The sequence below is a fragment of the Brevibacillus sp. BC25 genome (assembly GCF_000282075.1).
Classification (GTDB): domain Bacteria; phylum Bacillota; class Bacilli; order Brevibacillales; family Brevibacillaceae; genus Brevibacillus.
In genome coordinates this window covers 124,511-141,387 of record NZ_AKIX01000016.1, presented here as the reverse complement: position 1 = coordinate 141,387, position 16,877 = coordinate 124,511, and the positions used below count along the sequence as shown (strand labels likewise).

Below are 16,877 nucleotides of genomic sequence, written 5' to 3'. Positions count from 1 at the left end.
GTTAACCTTCCTGCTCGCTCTGACTTCGATACTCTTTAGCGGACATGCCTGCATACTTGCGAAAGCTGAAACTAAAGTAATTGGGATCGGTATATCCTACTTTCTCCGCGATTTCAAAGGACTTCAAATCGGTCGTCCGCAAAAGCTCCTTGGCCTTTTCCATGCGCAATGACAAAAGATAGGACACAAAGGTGGTTTTCGTCTCTTTCTTGAAAATACCGCTAAAATAACCGAGGCTGATGTGCAGATGATCGCACACCTTGTGGATGGATATGTCGGGAGAATGATAATGCGCGTGGGTGTAGTCCAATGCTTGGGTGATCAATCTCCTGTACGTCGTTTGCCGTCCGCTTGCGATATTCGCCATGATGCGCTCACAGATTTCTGTGATCTGGTCTCGAGCATCCTCCCTACTGGTAAAAGTCGTCATGACCTGCAACAGATAGCGTTGCCCGCCAAACAGTTGATCCATGTCAACTTCGGCACGATGGGCCGTCTTCAAAATGGTCGTCATAATCTCCAACAAATAAATTCGGTAGTCCTCAATGGATACAGAGACACGCGCCACTAGATCAAATAAATCATCAATCACGGTCCGAAGCTCCGCACTCGTCCCCATTTTGATGCACCGAACCAACTCATGTTCTCTTCTCTCATCGAGGCGTATCTGCTCACTCGCTTGCTTTTCCACGTCATTGATCACAATCATCCTGTTGCAGCCGAGGATACTTTTGTAATCGTGTGCCTGCATGGCGTCTTCATACGAGTAAGGGAGTGCCGCTACATCTGTCACAACGTTGCCGATTCCAATTGTTACCGTGATGCTCATGTATTTTTCAATCGTTCGCCTGATTTCTTCTGCGATATTTTGTGTTCGTACTTCGATTCGCTGCGCGTCGTCTGCTTTTGTTCGCATGAGCAGCACGACCTGATCTTCATGGAGAAACACGATCCCCTCCTGCTTACCTGCGTTCAGCTGCTCTTCTGCGATATTTTTCACAGCAAAAAGAAACAGCTGCTGCTCCTCCTGCTTGGGCTGGTCTACACAGATAACCGCCACGAGATATTCGGGACTCCTGAGCTCTATCCCATATTCGCAAGCTCTTGAAAAAACATCGTTCTGTACGAGCTGACGACTCAACAAAGATGATAAAAAAACTTCCCGCAAAACCGGCAAGCTTTTTCGATAGCTATCGCGCAGCAGCTGAACGTTTTCCCGATGAGCCGCCTCTTCGTCCATCCGTCGCTTGACCTTGTCCAGCGCTTCCATCAGCTCACTCGCGGAAAACGGCTTGAGCACATATTCATCAATTTGCAGCTTCACGGCCTTTTGCGCGTACTCGAACTCATCAAACCCAGTCAGGATAATGATGCGAATGGCAGGGTACTCGCGCCCGATGGACTCCGCCAGCTGAAGTCCGTTCATAAAGGGCATCTTGATGTCGGTTACGACGACGTCCGGTCGCAGTCTCTCGACCAGTTCCAATGCCTCTCTGCCGTTTTCTGCTTTGGCAACCACCTCGTATCCGTGGCTATGCCAGTCAATTTCTTGGCTAACCCCTTCTCTTACATCTTCTTCGTCATCTACCAATATCAGCTTATACATAGGCACCTCCCGCTGTTGTACTTGTACAACGGGAGGCGATTGTTTTCCTGCAAATGGAATTAGTATGGTGCTACCAAGTCTTATTCAAATCATCTGCATAGAACAGAATCGCTTTTTGATAGGCCAATATCGTAGGATCGCTTGAGGTTTCTGCGAGGTTTTTCAGGAGGAGATTCATGGCTTCGTGGTGCTTCCCGAGATTGTAATACGCCATGGAAAGAAATATCGGAAAGGAACGGTCGCAGGGGAATTGTCGCATCCCCTTCGCGAGCGTAGCTGCTGCCTGCTCGTATTGTCCCAGCGTGCGATACGTACTGCCCAGACCCAGTAATGCTCCTTGCAGGTCGTCTTCGACAGACAGTCCGAGCTCAATCGCTTTTTCGTAAAAGGGAACAGCTTCCTTCTCCAATCCGGCTGCGTCGTGGCACCAAGCACATTGATAATGGGCGACAGGATCAGTCGGGGATTGGCTGACGAGCTGAAGGGCAAGCTGGATCGCTTCGTCCAGATGCCCTTCTTTTCGCAGATGAATGATATTTTGGATCATCGGGTTCATGTGAGCACTTCCTTTGCCTGAGTATCTCTCTTCCCCCTAGCGTAACAGGGCAGCTTGGCAAGGTGAAGCCAAATTATGTGCCCTGCAAGGATTTTGCCCGCTCTCTTTCGCTTCTCCTTTGTCGGTACGCTCTCATCCACGACCAGCCCAAAATGAGAAACGGAACCAGAACCAACAGGATCAACAGGATGCCGTCCCAAAACTCCCACGAGTGAAGCGAAGCATTTTTCATGTCGTCGGCGATGATCCGGATAAAATCAAGCGCCATGCGCAGCTGATACTGGACAAAGAACCAGATTCCCCACACCGATCCAATCAAGTAGACCCAGCTATACCAGCGGATGACTCTTTTTTCATGGTCGGCTATGTACTCCCATTCCTCCTGCTCATCCTGCGTCAAGGAACGGAATTTCGCTTTAAGAAACAGTCGTGTATTCACCATCAGATTAGAGCATTGGAACTTGGTTGCCAACACGTAATACAAGTCGGTTTGCATGAAAACCATGAACTGAAAGGCCAAAGCCATGAACAGGATCACATTCAGCATACGAATGAATGCTTCCATGAAGGGCACAAGCGTCAGCCAGCCTTGATCATTGGCAAACAACAGAATCACACCGATTCCCATAAACATCGCATCCCAGGACATTCCAGCCAAAAACGCCCTGTATCTGCGCTGTGGCTCGACGAGAACAATATTAGACATATTCGTCTCTGCTACGGCAAAAACAAGTCGATGTCCCAGACCAATACGACTGCCGATTCCCAATGATCGCGCCGCCATTAAGTGGGCCATCTCATGGAAAAATAGAAAAACCCAAGTGGCCACGAAAGAAACCACAACCGAAACCGTCACGGAAGAAGAAACAAAAATATCGGAATAGACCGGGATATACTTGCCCGTAAATACACAAATCAAAAGACCTGTGAAAAATAAGATACCGTATAATCCAAAGGCAACACGATTAAAGAAAAACTGACCCGTACCCTGCTTGATCCAAGAGAAATGATCCACAACCGGTACTGGCTCGTTGACAACTTCTCCATCTACCATGAACACAAATTGATAAGAAGCAATTAAATCCTGCGCAAAGTCCAGCACATCCACCGGTTCTCCCAATCGTTCTTCCATGATCGTCGCGACTTCATTGATGCTCTTCCCTTCATCCAGCATATCGATGATCTCGACACCAATGGCCGGAAGCACAATGAAATTGCTGATATCCGTTCGTCCAATGAGGATCTCTTCCTCGTTTTCCGCCCGACGCGCAAGCGGGTGCATCTTGAGAATGCTATCTCCCGAGATATTCAATTGACAGACACCTTCCTCTCTTACAGGAACGACTCCTTACTTTGCGAGCACTTCATTTCTCTTGATATGAAAAATCGGCTCCGTTCCGCTGCCGCCTCCGCAAGTCGGGCATTCGGCTTCATTTCGCTCCCACTCAAAAAACACGCTCTTTTCCAACGTGTTGAAATCGAAAATGATAAATTTGCCCGCTGATTGTACCGGAGCGATTCCTGTCAAATACCTGATTGCATCGGAAGCCATCATTCCCGTAATCATCATGGTGTTGGGTGCAATGGTAGCGGTAGGCAGAACAAAGTTGGTATCGAGCAGCCTTTGGATCAACTGCGGATAGTCCTCGATCTGTGTAGATCGATGTAAATGCATGCAATCGATACAGCCTGTCTTGCCCGGCTCTACCATGAAGAACTGTCCTTCGATGAGATTGAATCCCCCAGCAATGAACGGGATTTGCAGCTTGGTGCAGGCATGATTCACCCATCTCTGCAAAAAGAAAAAGGGCTGATCGGCTGCTAGCATCACGAGGTCACTTCCCGCAATAACCCGCTCCACGTCTTCGCTGGACTTGATTTGCATCGTCTCCGTTTCAATTAATACCTCAGAATGAAGCCTTCCGATGAAATCACGTGCCGCTTCCACCTTCAGGCGACCCAGATCATGCTCGTTAAAGACCATTTGCCTGTTCAAATTGCTGAGCTCTACTCTATCAAAATCCACGAGCTTGATATGCTGGATTCCCGCACCTACCAGATTGACCAGTAGCGTAGAACCAAAGGCACCCATCCCTAAGATCGTCACTTTTTTTCTACTTACCTGTTCCTGTAGCTCGCTTGGACTTTGATTGAGATCGGTAAACAAAGAGAAGTAGCGGATATTCGCTTTATATCTTTCCTTTTGTTCCGAAGTCAGAACGGAAGCCTCTTCTTTTGCCTGATCCATCAGGAAGCCCAATCCACTCAGTGATTCCACTGCTTCCGATATTTCTTCATACGTAATTTCGGGGTGATCAACAGCCAATAATGTATGTATTTCACCGACAGTACGAGTGCCATCCATCAGTTTGATCATCTTGCGGATGGACCCATTCTCGTCTTCCAATTCGAAGGTATAGCCAGGAGCCTCTCCCAAGCGGATCATCTGCTCTGTCACTTCATAGACGGGATGCACTGGTTTAAATAAAGGACGACGTTCCATAAAAACACCTCCCAATAGTGGGGTTCGCTAACCCGGCTTATTTTAGATGAAAAAAGGGAATAGCTCGTGTGCTATTCCCCCCTCTTCTTAAGAGAATTAAGCTGCTACTGCAGTAGTGCGAACGCTTTCAACTTTTTTCGCTTGGATTTTCATGGATAGTTCCTCCTCTCTATGATCGAAAATTAAGACAAGTTCATTATATTTCATGAATTTACAGAAATCTACAAATATTAGCAAAAAATTATATATTTTGATAATATTTGACTATTTATTTCGTATGCAATAGGATTTTCCTTCCATTTTCTATAAAAAATCTTAAACTTCCTTCTCTTTGGGAAGTGTTTATATTCTTTTTGGAAAATAACCCTGATTTTAGCATTCGTAGTACAAAAAAGAAACGATTAGGAACGAGAAGAGAATGGGTGCAACGATGCAACTGGATGCAACCATTCCCTTGAAAAACTAAAGCAGACATGAAAAACCACCTCGCCCAATCATAAGTTGGGGAGGTGGTTTTTTTAGTTGCTTGTTCCCTTAACGGCCTTCACAGTTGCCAATGCAGCAGCTAGATCGTCATAGATGACATTCCCTACGACAACCGTATCTGCAATCGCAGCCATTTCTGCCGCTTGCTCCGGGTTACGAATCCCGCCGCCATAAAAGAGGTGGGCTTCGCCCGCGCCTGCCTTGGCAGCCTTTACGATTGCCGGATCGCCGTATGTACCGCTGTACTCCATGTAGACAATCGGCAAACGACAAATGTTCGTCGCTACTTGTGCGTACGCTTTGGCCTGCGAGGCATCCGCAATCGGACGTGCTTTCGTCAGCTGTGCTACGCCCGCTTCTGGATTTGCAATGATATATCCTTCTGTAATGATCTCATCCCAATGAATATAAGCGCCAAACGCTTGGAGCCCCGATACATGCGGAGCAAAAATCCAGTCTGGATCGCCAGCGTTCAGTACGAGCGGGATCAAGTACGAATCAAATCCCGGCACAACTGCATCCAACGAGGAAATCTCCAGGACAGCCGGCACTGCGTAACGACGCAATCGCGACATCAATTCGAGTGTATTGTCATAGGTCACACCGTACGTGCCGCCTACAATGATCCCATCTGTTCCGGACTCGCAAATCGTCTCCAAGGCCTCGTCATCGATTGTTTTATCCGGGTCTAGTTTAAATGTATGGCGCCAGCCACGATAGTCAATCAACGTTGCCTGCCTCCTAGCTATTTTCCGATCCGCTCAAGCGCCATCTGGTATCCATCATTTCCATAGTTCAAACAGCGTTTGACACGGGAAATGGTCGCCGTACTTGCGCCAGTCTCTGCTTCAATCTGATTGTAAGTAAAGCCTTTGCGGAGCATTCTCGCTACTTCCAGGCGCTGTGCGAGCGACTGCATTTCGTTCACCGTGCACAGATCGTCAAAAAATTGATAGCACTCTTCCATCGTTTCTAGGGAAAGAACAGCTTCAAATAACTGTTCCAGCCCTTTTCCTTTTAATTTTTCCAATTGCATGTCTGTCACCTCTGTTATATAGTCCGTCTTTCGAGCGGTTTCTCACTGTACAATTTTTAAGCACTAAAGCTTCAACAATTATCTTAGAAGAAACCGCCTTCATCCGCAAGCCCTAATCCTTACTGGAACTTGAGCGACTTCGACAGGCCCGGTGAGTTTGGCAATATAGCCACCCATGTATTTCCTGGCAAAAGCGGTGCTTCTTGCGTTAAAGCCGCGTCCTCATAGGCACGGATGACACCATTGCTGCGCTTCCATTTGACCTTGCGCGTTTTTCCTTGCTGGAATAAATAACCGTCCCCCGGGCCGATTACATCGACTGATAGACGCCCTTCTTTATCCAGCACGCGGTGTTTGGCGGAGATGACCAACAGATTGGTCGTGGACAACTGTTTCTTGTCGCTCAAGTCCAAGTGCGGCTTGCCTGCCGTGAAGCGCATGTATTTCTTTTGCTCGGCATCATATGTAAAAGCAGCTTTATTCAATGAGTGGAAAGTCAGATCTACCTGTGTAGCAGGCTCGCCTTCCTTGATCTCGGCACCCTCCGGCAAGAACGTGAAGTGAGGCACCTCTGCCGATTGACGCATCCCTTTATCCTGCATCGCTTTTTCCAAGAGCTCTGGCTTAGTGTACAGGTTATGCGGCATTTTGCGGAATTTTTCTCGCCAAAAGTATTGACCGTTCGGGATTTCATCCAGATGGCTGAGGTCTTTTCGCGCCAAGGTTTCCAGCGCATCCGGACTGCCTCCCGCGTGGACGAGGACCGCATCAAAACCAGTCCCGATCTGGATAAAATAAGGACGGATACTGCGGACGGGTCCAATTACTTCCGGTTTTTGGCTTTGGAATATCGCAAGAAAGCGGGTCATTTCCCCTTCGGACAATACCTCATAAATCATGTCCGCTTTGTTGACGCCTGTTTGTGGACGGGCGGGCGGAGCGTTGTTGATCATCACCATGATCGGTCGCTTGCTTCCCAGATTTTCGTGACTGCCAAGTCCTGTCATCGGTGCCTTGTACGCATATTCGATGGGCTGATTCGTTTCCGGTGGCGTTTGCACAATCGGATCAGGTATCTGCGGACTCGGTTGGGTGTCCACCGGCTTTTGACCGCAGGCCGTCGTTAAGAGCATGAAGGCTAGTACCATGAGAGACGATTTGACTGTTCGTTTCATATAAATCGCTCCTTTCCATCTCTCGTTGTCTTTTTTTCCCTGTTTCTTTTTCCAGAAGGATACAGAGGAATCCTGCTTCCACACGTTTTCCACGATTCTCATACGTCCATGCCACACATCTCGTTTTTGGCTATGCTACAATACTGATATAAAACAGATGCAAAGCGAGGCCGAAATCTATGAATACTCCCTACCTCGTCTATCTGGTGGACGATGAAACGAACCTGTTGGAGCTCTTGCAATCGTATTTGCAAAGTGCCGGATTGCAGGTGAAAGCGTTTTCTAGCGGCAAGGACGTCTTGCCGTTACTTGATGAAGAAACACAGCCACATTTGTGGATATTGGACATCATGATGCCCGACATCGACGGCTATGAGCTCTTGCGTCTCATCCGTGAAAAATCAAATGTCCCGATCATCTTCATCTCTGCTCGCGATCAAGATGTCGATAAAATCATCGGACTGGAACTGGGCAGCGACGACTACTTGGCGAAGCCTTTTCTCCCCCGTGAGCTGGTCATCCGTGCGAAAAAGCTGCTACAGCGCACCTATGAGAAGCCCGGTGCCACTGCTTCCTCTACCCAAACTTTCCAAGATTGGGTAACGGTTGATCCTTATATGATCTCAGAAAAAGGCAGACAAGTAAAAGAAGGCGACGAACTCATTGATTTAACCACAAAAGAATTCGAGCTCATCGTGTACCTTTTGCACAATCAAGGCCTGGCCTTGAATCGCGAGCAGATTCTGACCTCCATCTGGGGAGAAGACTACATCGGCTCAGACAGAGCTGTCGATGACTTGGTGAAGCGCATCCGCAAGAAAATGCCCAAGTTTCCATTGGAGACGGTCTATGGCTTCGGCTACCGAATGACGCGTATATGAGCAAATTCCGGCTGAAAAACCTGCCGATATCCAGGCAAATCCTCATTTTGTTCATGATCCTGACAAGCGTCCTCGGGGTTGGCCTTGGCGTCGGGTATCCACTGGCTGTCAAACAGTATCTGGTATCCAACACCTACTCGCTCTTGGAAGATGAGTTTTACACATTATCCCAGCATATCTCCTTCAATGAGCATAATGAGCTGCTGCCTGTTCCGGCTGCGGCCCCTTACTTTTTACAGCTCTTGCTCCAACGTTATGAGTACTCATTTGATATGATCGTCTATGCTGAAAACGGACGAGAGCTGGGCAGCCGAAGCAATGGCCGCATTCCGTACGAGGATGCCAAGGAGTTGTTCCAACAAGCTGCCTCGTATCCAAGCAACAAGCTCCAGCATGGTTCGTTGGACCGTGGAGCCGAGAGCTATTTGTTCGTCAGCAAAAAAATGGATTACCATGGCTTTCCCTACTACATGGTGCTCTTCTCCAAGGAACAGGAGCTCAACCAGATCAACTCGATTTTGACACGTCAGTTTTTGTTCATTTTTGGTCTGCTGCTGCTCGTAAGCTGGTTGTTGGCCGTGTGGTTTAGCGGGTATTTGAGCAGACCGCTGCGCACACTTGAAGAGCTGTGTAAGAAAATCGCTCGTCGTCAGTTCGATATCCCGCTTGCAATGGATCGCGGAGATGAGATCGGACAGCTCGCCCGCTCTTTCGATATGATGAAAAACCAACTGAAGGAATACGACGAGTCGCAGCAACATTTTGTCCAAAATATTTCCCATGAGCTCAAAACACCGATCATGGCGATTCAAGGATACACGCAAGGACTTATAGAAGGCGTCTTCCAGGGCCCTCAGGCGGAAAAAGGGCTTTCCATCATCATGGAAGAGAGCAAGCGCCTCGAAAAGGTTGTCGGACAGCTCTTGTATATCACGAAGATCGAGTCTGTCTCGCAAATGATGCAAGTCGACCGCGTCGACCTGTCAGAGATGATGCACCTGTTGAAGCAGCGGCTCTCCGTGCTCAATCCACAAATCGAGTGGGAATTAAATCTAGCAGCTGACTTGATCGTGGAGGGAGACGGCGAGCAATTGAGCACTGCGTTCGTCAATATCATGGAAAATCAACTGCGCTACGCCAAAAGCCGACTTACCATCACAGGAAGACACGCAGGAAAAAGCGTCGTCATCGCGATTTCCAATGATGGGCCACTCATTGAGGAGGCGCTGTTGCCGAATTTGTTCCAGCGTTTCCGTAAAGGAAAGTCGGGCAAGCATGGGCTTGGACTCGCTATTGCCCGTGCTGTCTTGGAAGCACATAAAGGAACGATCGATGCCCGCAACGATCCAGATGGACCTTGCTTTACGATGATCGTACCTGTTGAGTTTAAAGGCCGATTGAACTGAAAGAAGAGGACACGTGCAAATGTAAAAGAGTATGTATAAAAAAAGAAACACGTCTGGTTCATGGACGTGTTTCTTTTTCGAAATACTACTTTGGGAACAGTCTATGGGGCTGCAATTAATTTACTCATCGTTGATTATAGTTGCAATTTCAAGACCGATAAAGGTCGAAACTGCAAGCTTTTCTTCATTTAACACTTGAAACACATAATTCTTTGGGGAAAGGAGCGCTTGTTCCTCTTCATGTGTTAGATTTTCTTTTAGCTTTAGCTGTTGTGAAATAATATAGTTGTTGTCTACCCTATTTAGCACAATTGTAACTACTGAAGGGGATTCAACCAATAAGTTAGCGATTGTTTTTTCTCCAAGCATATCTCCAAAAGTGAAGTAGTAAGGTTTTTCAGTACTTAACAATTTTTCAATTAAATAATCTGAGATGTTAATGGTCATTTCTAAAGTAGCAATGTTATCTTTTCTTGTAATTTTGAGTAAGGAGTTTTTTATCTGGTGTCCGCTTATTTCTTCTGAGTAGTCCGTAACTGATAGGTAGGGTTTGTTTTTTATCGGGCTAGTTGGAGCATCGTTTTCAGTTTTTTTTTCTCCAATACCTGTTGGCTCTGCTTTTTTTTCAACTAAACCGGGTGGCTGGTCTGATACACAACCACTAATGAGGAGTGATACTGTCAGAAATAAACTAGATGTAATTAGTGTAAGGAAGGGTTTCATCAGAGTTTTCTTTCTTTCTTATCGCTGTATTCAATATAAGAATATTTAGCATCTACATATGGCTTCTTTTTCACTTTTGTACCTGAGTACGTGACAAGGTTCCCGATAGATTGTATTGCCTTTGAACCGTACTCGATAGTAGTGATCGTCATAGGCGCAATATTCCAAGTCATTGTGGTGGTTTCCGTAGTCTCTGTTCCGAATGAAACCTCTGCGCTGACCCCAACTTTCCCCTCAATTAATCCCCAATTAACCTTAGCCTCATACTGTGCACTTCCCTTAAAAGTTAGGAATGTTTTCCTTGAAACACTCCTACTTAAAGCATCCGGTAATGAACCCTCGTTCCTAAACTCGAATGTTTTACCTGGAACTTTGTATCTTACGTTTCTATCTACTTCATATACAATTTCATCAGGAATTGCCGTAGGCTTTGCACTCCCATTATTAATGGGTAACGGTTCAAAATCATACTCGACAGGCGTATTCCAAGTTATTTCTTTAACTTTCACGTTTCCTACTTTCTCGTATTTGATAGTTGGCGCTTCTGCAAACGCAGAACTTCCTCCAGACACCAATAGAATACCAGCCAAAAATGATGTAATAATTTTTTTGGTTAACATTAAATTTACCTCCTATATTTTTTCATTTTTTCAAACTACAATCCTCATTTACTTAATGTCGATTATAAAAATTCATTCAATTCCGTATACATCTCAGCTTACACCCTCTGCTAATTTCTCAAAATCAATTGCGTCCTCGGTACTCTTAGTTACATGTTCCGAGATCTTAGCGATTTTCTCTGCACTTTCAGCAGACACAGGTGTCGATACTACTAATACGGGAGCTAGTAACATTGAGAACGTGACAAAAGGAACTAACACTCATTTGAATCTTTTCATAGCCTTTCACTCCTTATTATATTGATAGGAATAACTATATCGCAATTTCCAATATTAACCTTATTTCGGTTTTTCTAGAAAATATAATCCAATTAGAAAAAATGGTTAAATATGTAACTTTTGGTCAAAACCACATGCTATAGTATCCATAAAAAGAAATTTACTAAGGGGGGATATGTAGTTGTGTTAGAAGTCAAAACATTTGGCAACGTACTAAAAACTTATCGAGAAAGAGCTAATCTAACGTTGGCTGAATTGTCAAACAAGACAGAGATATCGACCGCTACAATTAGTAAAATCGAAACAGATTCTCTCACTCGTCCAAACATGCGTAATGTTATCGAGTTAGCGAAAGAATTAAAGATACCTTTATTTCAGGCAATTACACCGTATTTAGATAAGATCAAGCGTATAGAAACTCTTGAATTTTTATTAGAAATTGTACTAGAACAGGGGAATACCAGCCTTATACAAAAAGTCGCACTGCGACTCCTTGAATGCCCTAAAAATAATACGTTTTTGTCACTGGATTACCTATACCAACTAGCTGGCAACATGGAAAAGGGAGAATTGCGCGTGGCGATCTACGATATCATTTCTCACTACTCCCGTGAACATGGAATTCCTGTATATTTAGCCCGTTCTTTGTACCAAAAGTACATGATTCGACGCGAGAATTTCAAAGAATTAGATCAAACCTACATAGAGGGTAAAGAGTTACTGCATTACATGGGCTACTTACATAGGGACGAGCGTATTCTTGCTAATTACAAGTTAGGAGTACATGCATGGTGCCGTAAATTGTACGAAGAATGTATCCAGCTCTGCAAACAAGGAATAGACCAAGATCCGAGTCAGAGTGAGAGAAAAGCGGCGGCTATCCTAACAATTATCACATCGTATATGGAACTGGGAGACTATATCCTCGCGACCGTGTACCTAGACAAATACGATGAGTTCAATTTCCCTCAAGTGCGTAAAAACGCACAATATCTTCGAGCGAAACTATATGTAAAGACTGAAAAGTTCACTAAAGCGATACCCGCTCTACAAGAGTGCTTGGAGCGCCAAGATCAAAATGACCGACTTCCTATCGCAAATGACCTACTGGCAATCTATTTAACGATGAACAACAAAGAAGGTATGCAGAATATTTTTTCAACAGAGTCTACGTTGATACCTGCAGCCCCAAACACTCCAAGCAAATATGAACAATTGGGCTTATATTACCGAGCTAAAGGTGTTTTTTATCTTCAACAAGACTCTGAAGAGTTGGGCGTGAACAGTCTTATAGAAAGCCTAAATTATTTTGGGAAAATCGGTGCGCTGGAAGAAGTGAATCGGAGCTTCACTACACTTCTGGAATACCACATCATAAACGGAAAGAAATTTTCTCTTGATCTACTCCAAAATTTGTCAAAAGTGTATAATGGAATCAATTTCCAATCATGAAAGGTGGGTACTCATGAAAAAATTGATTCTGTCTTTATGTGTCTTTTCTGCGCTATTTGTAGTGCCATTGACGGCTGAACCATCAATGGAACCACAACCAACAAAACCAAGTTACTACCCTGATCCCGGCTGGTAAACAAGATAAATACGCTTATCATCAGTAGTTTCGATTATGTTTCAAATCGGACTCTCAACATACAAAATGTAACTAGGGAGACAGAAAAATCCTTTTTCTCAACTCTCTCTTCAGGTAATACTCGTTAAAGAGCTCAAATGACGATTGCACTTACAGGAGGGGACACTTGTCCTCTCTTTTACTATTCTAAAAAAGAAATTCAATAATAGCGTAAGAAGATACCGTGACAAAACCGAGCTTCTCATACACGTGTACCGCCGTAGGATTATCGGCAAAGACCATCAAATAAACATTCGCAGACTTCGCCAAGCCTATCCGGGAAATATCTGAGCTGATTTGCGTACCCAACCCTTTTTGCCGATGATGAACAGATGTTCCAATGTCCCGATTTCTACGTAGGCTTCGTCATAGACATGAAAGCCTGCTACAGCCATCGGTTCCTTTCCTTCCAAAAAGAGTGTGATGTGTGGCATTTCTGCTACTTCCTCTGCTCGAAAACTAATCATGCCGAGCTCTGCCGCCATATTCTCCACGATCTATGCTTCGGATAACTCTAGTATTCGTGATTCTCCCACAGGTAAAAGACGCTCAGGATTAGTTAGTTTCATCAAATACATGGTACGTGTGGCAAGTATATTCGGAATCTGTACGCGCGACAGGAGAGGCTCTGCTAATGCGATCACGCCCTTTTGTCCATCTGGCAGGCTGCCATCTAGCACTTCTTTCAGATAGGAGAGCATCTGCACCACCTCGTAATTCTCCCCCCTCTCTACCACATGAAGAGAAAACGCGTGAAACGGCATCCCTTTCAAGTAAGACCCGATGGCAGTTACTTCTCCTTGGACACTGTCCGCTACGACGCCGCGCCTGTCCGTTCGCAAGTACATATTCCCGTATAAAATGCACGAATTTTCTAACGAATTTTATTCCAAAAGCTTGCGTTGTTCATGACCTGTTCGCAATTTTAGCAAAGAAATCACTCCTTCTAACGATTCCCTATTGACGTTGTCGTACTTCACGGTTACCATGGTAAAAATTTCTCTATTAAAGAGGCAATTCAAAAAATCGAGACCAACTTCACCTAGGAGGAGAGAATCGTGGCTTTTTATTACACAGAACCATCTCGGACGTTTAATGAATTTTTGTTGTTGCCAAATCTCACCACAAAAGAATGCACTCCGAACAATGTGGACTTATCCACTCCGATTACCAAGTATAAAAAAGGTGAAAAGCCTGCCATCTCACTAAACATACCGTTCTCATCCGCAGTCATGCAAGCAGTTTCCGACCATCATATGGCGGTCGCATTGGCTAGATGTGGCGGTATTTCGTTTATTTTTGGCTCCCAGTCCATCGAGAGCCAGGCAACCATGGTTCGCAAAGCAAAAGGCTACAAGGCTGGTTTCGTCGTTAGCCGCTCCAACCTGACACCAAGCCATACGCTGAAAGACATTTTGGATTTGAAAGAGGCGACAGGCCACTCCACCGTTGCCATTACGGAAGATGGTACGGCAAAAGGCAAGCTGCTCGGAATCGTAACAGGTCGCGATTATCGCATCAGCCGCGACTCTCAGGACAAACTCGTCAGCGACATCATGACGCCATTCTCGAAGCTGATCTATGGCAAATCCGGCATCTCACTCTCCGAAGCCAACGACCTGATCTGGGAGCACAAGCTGAACTGCTTGCCAATCGTAGACGAAAATCAAAATCTCGACTTCCTCGTTTTCCGCAAGGACTACGATTCCCGCAAAAACAATCCGCTGTCCCTCTTGGACGCGAACAAGAGCTATATCGTAGGTGCCGGTATCAATACAAAAGACTACAAAGAGCGCGTCCCTGCGTTGGTAGAAGCAGGCGTTGATATTCTGGTCATCGACTCCTCCGACGGCTTCAGCGAATGGCAAAGCGAGACGGTTCAATATGTAAAAGAAAACTTCAATGTTCCGATCGGTGCAGGTAACGTAGTAGATAAGGAAGGCTTCCGCTACCTCGTGGAATCGGGCGCAGATTTCATAAAAGTAGGAATTGGCGGCGGCTCCATCTGCATTACCCGCGAGCAAAAAGGAATCGGACGCGGCCAAGCTTCTTCCCTCATTGAAGTGGCAGCAGCTCGCGACGAGTACTTCAAGGAAACAGGCATTTACGTTCCGCTCTGCTCCGACGGCGGAATCGTACACGACTACCACGTGACAATGGCTCTGGCTATGGGTGCAGACTTTGTCATGCTGGGACGTTACTTCGCTCGCTTCGACGAAAGCCCGACCAAAAAAGTGAAGATCGGCAACAACTTCGTGAAAGAATACTGGGGAGAAGGCTCCAACCGCGCTCGCAACTGGCAACGCTATGACACTGGCGGCAAAAGCAGTCTCGTCTTTGAAGAAGGCGTAGACTCCTACGTACCATACGCAGGAAGCCTGCGCGAGAACATCGACCGTACCTTGAGCAAAATTAAATCAACCATGTGCAATTGCGGATCGCTCTCCATCTCAGAGCTTCAGCAAAAAGCGCGAATCACCGTCATCTCTGCTACTAGCTTGGTAGAAGGCGGCGCACATGACGTTATCTTGAAAGAAAGCAGCATGGCTGCTGAGTAATACAATCGACGCGTAAACACAAAAAACCAGTCTGCAGCTCACAATGCTAGCAGATTGGTTTTTTTCTTAGGGCACCCACACTCAGTAAGAGAACGGGCAAGAACAAACCGTAGGTCAAGGAATAAGGCATCCAAATTTCTGAAACGAAAGTATCAAAATAAGAGCGGTTAGGCATCGTCGACAATGCCACCACAATCATGATCATCCCCAGTGGCAGTGTCAATTGGCGGTAATCCCGCAACCCCACTGTATATGCGATCCCACAGCTCGTCGCATAATAGCAAATGGTAATTTTGACAAAGAGCGTGATAAACCAGATGACGGCCATCATCACTTCTATTCGCTCCAAAAAATTGCCGATACTGATTTTTTGCGCAAGTGTGTAGCTTGGGTAGGCGAGCAGTACGGTAATATCGGCACCTAAAACCAAGATTGCCACAGCAGTAATCACCGCAAGGAAGAAATTAACCAAGAGGATGCCCAAGATATAAGCTTTTGCCGCACGCGCTGGCCTTTTTACCAAGGGAAACAGCACGATCAGAATGACTGTTTCCAGCAAATAACCCATGTACCTGAAGTTCCCCCCGAAAACAGGAGCAAATCCATGCGCAAGCACGGGCTTCACATTTTCTATTTTGATCTGGGGGGAGATAAATGCAATCAAGATAAAAAAAAGCAACAGAAAATACGGAAACAACAGCTCGCTCACTCGAGAAAAGGCTTCTGCTCCACTGCGGACCCCCATGACGATGATCACTAGAAAAAGGACAAGAATAATTTCAATGGGGGTCTCCTGCATAATCTGCGTCGTGACAAAATCGCCAATTTCCATCAGCATGAGTGAAGCGTCGATGAAGAAATAGCTGATGAACAGAACAGCTACCACTTTCCCCATCCACTTTCCCAATATTTCCTCGCTGTACTGAAAGATCCACTTGTTCGGATACCGCATACTCAGCGAAACATACAGATAGGTTAAAAGAAAGCCTTCCCCCCACCCGATGAGGGCGGAGATCCAGGCGTCTTGCTTGGCAGCGGTAGCAGTAAGGGATGGTACGTACAAAATCGCATCACCAATCCCAAAAAGCGCCACGATTATCATGAATTGCCTTGCGCTAATATGACCGTTGTCTATCAATTCCTCTCGCTCCCCCGCCTCATTGCTGGATACTGTTTCATTCCACAGTTCCAAAAATGAAGTCGCTGAATGGTTTATAGACAAATGTGATCCAGTCCAACGGGTTCGGAATATTCGCCTCAAGCGATTCGGCTATGCCAAGTCCCGTCCCAACTACAAGGAAAATGAAGAAAACCAGCATTTCCTTTTTCATCGCGTTCCTTCTCATATAAGGCACCTCAAAGAGGGCAATGAGTAGGCTGATCAGCAAAATCAGTATGATGATCCACATGCTGTGCAGTGC

19 protein-coding genes are annotated in these 16,877 nt (G+C 45.8%); 5 read left to right on the top strand and 14 right to left on the bottom strand.

Going from position 1 to position 16,877, the window contains the following annotated elements:
- Position 1: 1 nt before the first annotated feature.
- The 7 genes from PMI05_RS04015 to PMI05_RS03985 all read right to left on the bottom strand — a co-directional run bounded on the left by PMI05_RS04015 (position 2) and on the right by PMI05_RS03985 (position 7,362).
- Positions 2 to 1,606: a response regulator gene (locus PMI05_RS04015; protein ID WP_007717493.1), complete on the bottom strand. Its 1,605-nt coding sequence runs from the start codon at positions 1,604 to 1,606 to the stop codon at positions 2 to 4.
- A 70-nt stretch (positions 1,607 to 1,676) separates the two neighbouring features.
- Positions 1,677 to 2,162, bottom strand: coding sequence for a tetratricopeptide repeat protein (locus PMI05_RS04010; protein ID WP_007717491.1), 486 nt, complete (start codon positions 2,160 to 2,162; stop codon positions 1,677 to 1,679).
- A gap of 73 nt (positions 2,163 to 2,235) precedes the next feature.
- Positions 2,236 to 3,474, bottom strand: a complete 1,239-nt coding sequence (locus PMI05_RS04005) for a hypothetical protein (RefSeq protein WP_007717489.1) — start codon at positions 3,472 to 3,474, stop codon at positions 2,236 to 2,238.
- 36 nt (positions 3,475 to 3,510) lie between these two features.
- Positions 3,511 to 4,665 (bottom strand): ThiF family adenylyltransferase, encoded by a 1,155-nt coding sequence (locus tag PMI05_RS04000; protein ID WP_007717487.1) that lies wholly within the window; start codon positions 4,663 to 4,665, stop codon positions 3,511 to 3,513.
- A gap of 518 nt (positions 4,666 to 5,183) precedes the next feature.
- Complete coding sequence (locus PMI05_RS03995; protein WP_007717485.1) at positions 5,184 to 5,879, bottom strand: heptaprenylglyceryl phosphate synthase; 696 nt, start codon at positions 5,877 to 5,879, stop codon at positions 5,184 to 5,186.
- Positions 5,880 to 5,896: 17 nt separating this feature from the next.
- Entirely contained in the window at positions 5,897 to 6,187 is a 291-nt protein-coding gene (locus PMI05_RS03990) for a YerC/YecD family TrpR-related protein (protein ID WP_007717484.1), read from the bottom strand.
- Positions 6,188 to 6,306: 119 nt separating this feature from the next.
- Entirely contained in the window at positions 6,307 to 7,362 is a 1,056-nt protein-coding gene (locus tag PMI05_RS03985; RefSeq protein WP_007717483.1) for a DUF3048 domain-containing protein, read from the bottom strand.
- A 179-nt stretch (positions 7,363 to 7,541) separates the two neighbouring features.
- Here PMI05_RS03985 and PMI05_RS03980 point away from each other — a divergent pair, with 179 nt between their 5' ends.
- Entirely contained in the window at positions 7,542 to 8,243 is a 702-nt protein-coding gene (locus tag PMI05_RS03980; protein WP_007717481.1) for a response regulator transcription factor, read from the top strand.
- Positions 8,240 to 9,649, top strand: a complete 1,410-nt coding sequence (locus PMI05_RS03975; protein WP_007717478.1) for a HAMP domain-containing sensor histidine kinase — start codon at positions 8,240 to 8,242, stop codon at positions 9,647 to 9,649. The genes PMI05_RS03980 and PMI05_RS03975 overlap by 4 nt, the downstream gene beginning before the upstream one ends.
- Before the next feature lie 120 nt (positions 9,650 to 9,769).
- Here the strand turns inward: PMI05_RS03975 and PMI05_RS03970 are convergent, their stop codons facing one another.
- Both PMI05_RS03970 and PMI05_RS03965 read right to left on the bottom strand, forming a co-directional pair.
- On the bottom strand, positions 9,770 to 10,372 hold the full coding sequence (locus tag PMI05_RS03970) for a hypothetical protein (protein WP_007717476.1): 603 nt from the start codon (positions 10,370 to 10,372) through the stop codon (positions 9,770 to 9,772).
- Positions 10,372 to 10,992: a hypothetical protein gene (locus tag PMI05_RS03965; protein ID WP_007717474.1), complete on the bottom strand. Its 621-nt coding sequence runs from the start codon at positions 10,990 to 10,992 to the stop codon at positions 10,372 to 10,374. Before PMI05_RS03965 ends, PMI05_RS03970 begins: the two co-directional genes overlap by 1 nt.
- Before the next feature lie 462 nt (positions 10,993 to 11,454).
- Between PMI05_RS03965 and PMI05_RS03960 the strand changes: the two genes are divergently transcribed.
- Together PMI05_RS03960 and PMI05_RS31585 are read left to right on the top strand one after the other, a co-directional pair.
- Positions 11,455 to 12,723, top strand: coding sequence for a helix-turn-helix domain-containing protein (locus tag PMI05_RS03960; protein ID WP_007717472.1), 1,269 nt, complete (start codon positions 11,455 to 11,457; stop codon positions 12,721 to 12,723).
- A gap of 13 nt (positions 12,724 to 12,736) precedes the next feature.
- Entirely contained in the window at positions 12,737 to 12,859 is a 123-nt protein-coding gene (locus tag PMI05_RS31585) for a hypothetical protein (RefSeq protein WP_007717470.1), read from the top strand.
- 186 nt (positions 12,860 to 13,045) lie between these two features.
- On the opposite strand, the gene PMI05_RS31275 is transcribed toward PMI05_RS31585, so the two are convergent.
- The 3 genes from PMI05_RS31275 to PMI05_RS31265 are packed head-to-tail and all read right to left on the bottom strand — an operon-like array spanning position 13,046 to position 13,740.
- The gene (locus PMI05_RS31275; RefSeq protein ID WP_238543244.1) at positions 13,046 to 13,207 is read right to left on the bottom strand and encodes a GNAT family N-acetyltransferase; all 162 of its coding nucleotides are present in this window, start codon (positions 13,205 to 13,207) and stop codon (positions 13,046 to 13,048) included.
- Entirely contained in the window at positions 13,171 to 13,365 is a 195-nt protein-coding gene (locus PMI05_RS31270) for a hypothetical protein (RefSeq protein ID WP_007717468.1), read from the bottom strand. Before PMI05_RS31270 ends, PMI05_RS31275 begins: the two co-directional genes overlap by 37 nt.
- A 30-nt stretch (positions 13,366 to 13,395) precedes the next feature.
- Positions 13,396 to 13,740 carry a hypothetical protein gene (locus PMI05_RS31265; protein WP_007717466.1) on the bottom strand — a complete coding sequence of 115 codons (345 nt, stop codon included), beginning with the start codon at positions 13,738 to 13,740 and terminating at the stop codon, positions 13,396 to 13,398.
- A 216-nt stretch (positions 13,741 to 13,956) separates the two neighbouring features.
- Between PMI05_RS31265 and PMI05_RS03950 the strand changes: the two genes are divergently transcribed.
- Positions 13,957 to 15,456 (top strand): IMP dehydrogenase, encoded by a 1,500-nt coding sequence (locus tag PMI05_RS03950; RefSeq protein ID WP_007717464.1) that lies wholly within the window; start codon positions 13,957 to 13,959, stop codon positions 15,454 to 15,456.
- Between the two features lie 46 nt (positions 15,457 to 15,502).
- On the opposite strand, the gene PMI05_RS03945 is transcribed toward PMI05_RS03950, so the two are convergent.
- Both PMI05_RS03945 and PMI05_RS03940 read right to left on the bottom strand, forming a co-directional pair.
- Complete coding sequence (locus PMI05_RS03945) at positions 15,503 to 16,594, bottom strand: endospore germination permease (RefSeq protein ID WP_039960184.1); 1,092 nt, start codon at positions 16,592 to 16,594, stop codon at positions 15,503 to 15,505.
- A gap of 37 nt (positions 16,595 to 16,631) precedes the next feature.
- Positions 16,632 to 16,865 carry a hypothetical protein gene (locus tag PMI05_RS03940; RefSeq protein ID WP_007717460.1) on the bottom strand — a complete coding sequence of 78 codons (234 nt, stop codon included), beginning with the start codon at positions 16,863 to 16,865 and terminating at the stop codon, positions 16,632 to 16,634.
- Positions 16,866 to 16,877 lie beyond the last annotated feature (12 nt).

Coding starts and splice junctions, on each gene's coding strand:
- PMI05_RS04015 (WP_007717493.1), bottom strand. CDS start 1,606: ATGTATAAGCTGATATTGGTAGATGACGAAGAAGATGTAAGAGAAGGG.
- PMI05_RS04010 (WP_007717491.1), bottom strand. CDS start 2,162: ATGAACCCGATGATCCAAAATATCATTCATCTGCGAAAAGAAGGGCAT.
- PMI05_RS04000 (WP_007717487.1), bottom strand. CDS start 4,665: ATGGAACGTCGTCCTTTATTTAAACCAGTGCATCCCGTCTATGAAGTG.
- PMI05_RS03990 (WP_007717484.1), bottom strand. CDS start 6,187: ATGCAATTGGAAAAATTAAAAGGAAAAGGGCTGGAACAGTTATTTGAA.
- PMI05_RS03985 (WP_007717483.1), bottom strand. CDS start 7,362: ATGAAACGAACAGTCAAATCGTCTCTCATGGTACTAGCCTTCATGCTC.
- PMI05_RS03980 (WP_007717481.1), top strand. CDS start 7,542: ATGAATACTCCCTACCTCGTCTATCTGGTGGACGATGAAACGAACCTG.
- PMI05_RS03975 (WP_007717478.1), top strand. CDS start 8,240: ATGAGCAAATTCCGGCTGAAAAACCTGCCGATATCCAGGCAAATCCTC.
- PMI05_RS03970 (WP_007717476.1), bottom strand. CDS start 10,372: ATGAAACCCTTCCTTACACTAATTACATCTAGTTTATTTCTGACAGTA.
- PMI05_RS03965 (WP_007717474.1), bottom strand. CDS start 10,992: ATGTTAACCAAAAAAATTATTACATCATTTTTGGCTGGTATTCTATTG.
- PMI05_RS31585 (WP_007717470.1), top strand. CDS start 12,737: ATGAAAAAATTGATTCTGTCTTTATGTGTCTTTTCTGCGCTATTTGTA.
- PMI05_RS31270 (WP_007717468.1), bottom strand. CDS start 13,365: ATGATTAGTTTTCGAGCAGAGGAAGTAGCAGAAATGCCACACATCACA.
- PMI05_RS03940 (WP_007717460.1), bottom strand. CDS start 16,865: ATGTGGATCATCATACTGATTTTGCTGATCAGCCTACTCATTGCCCTC.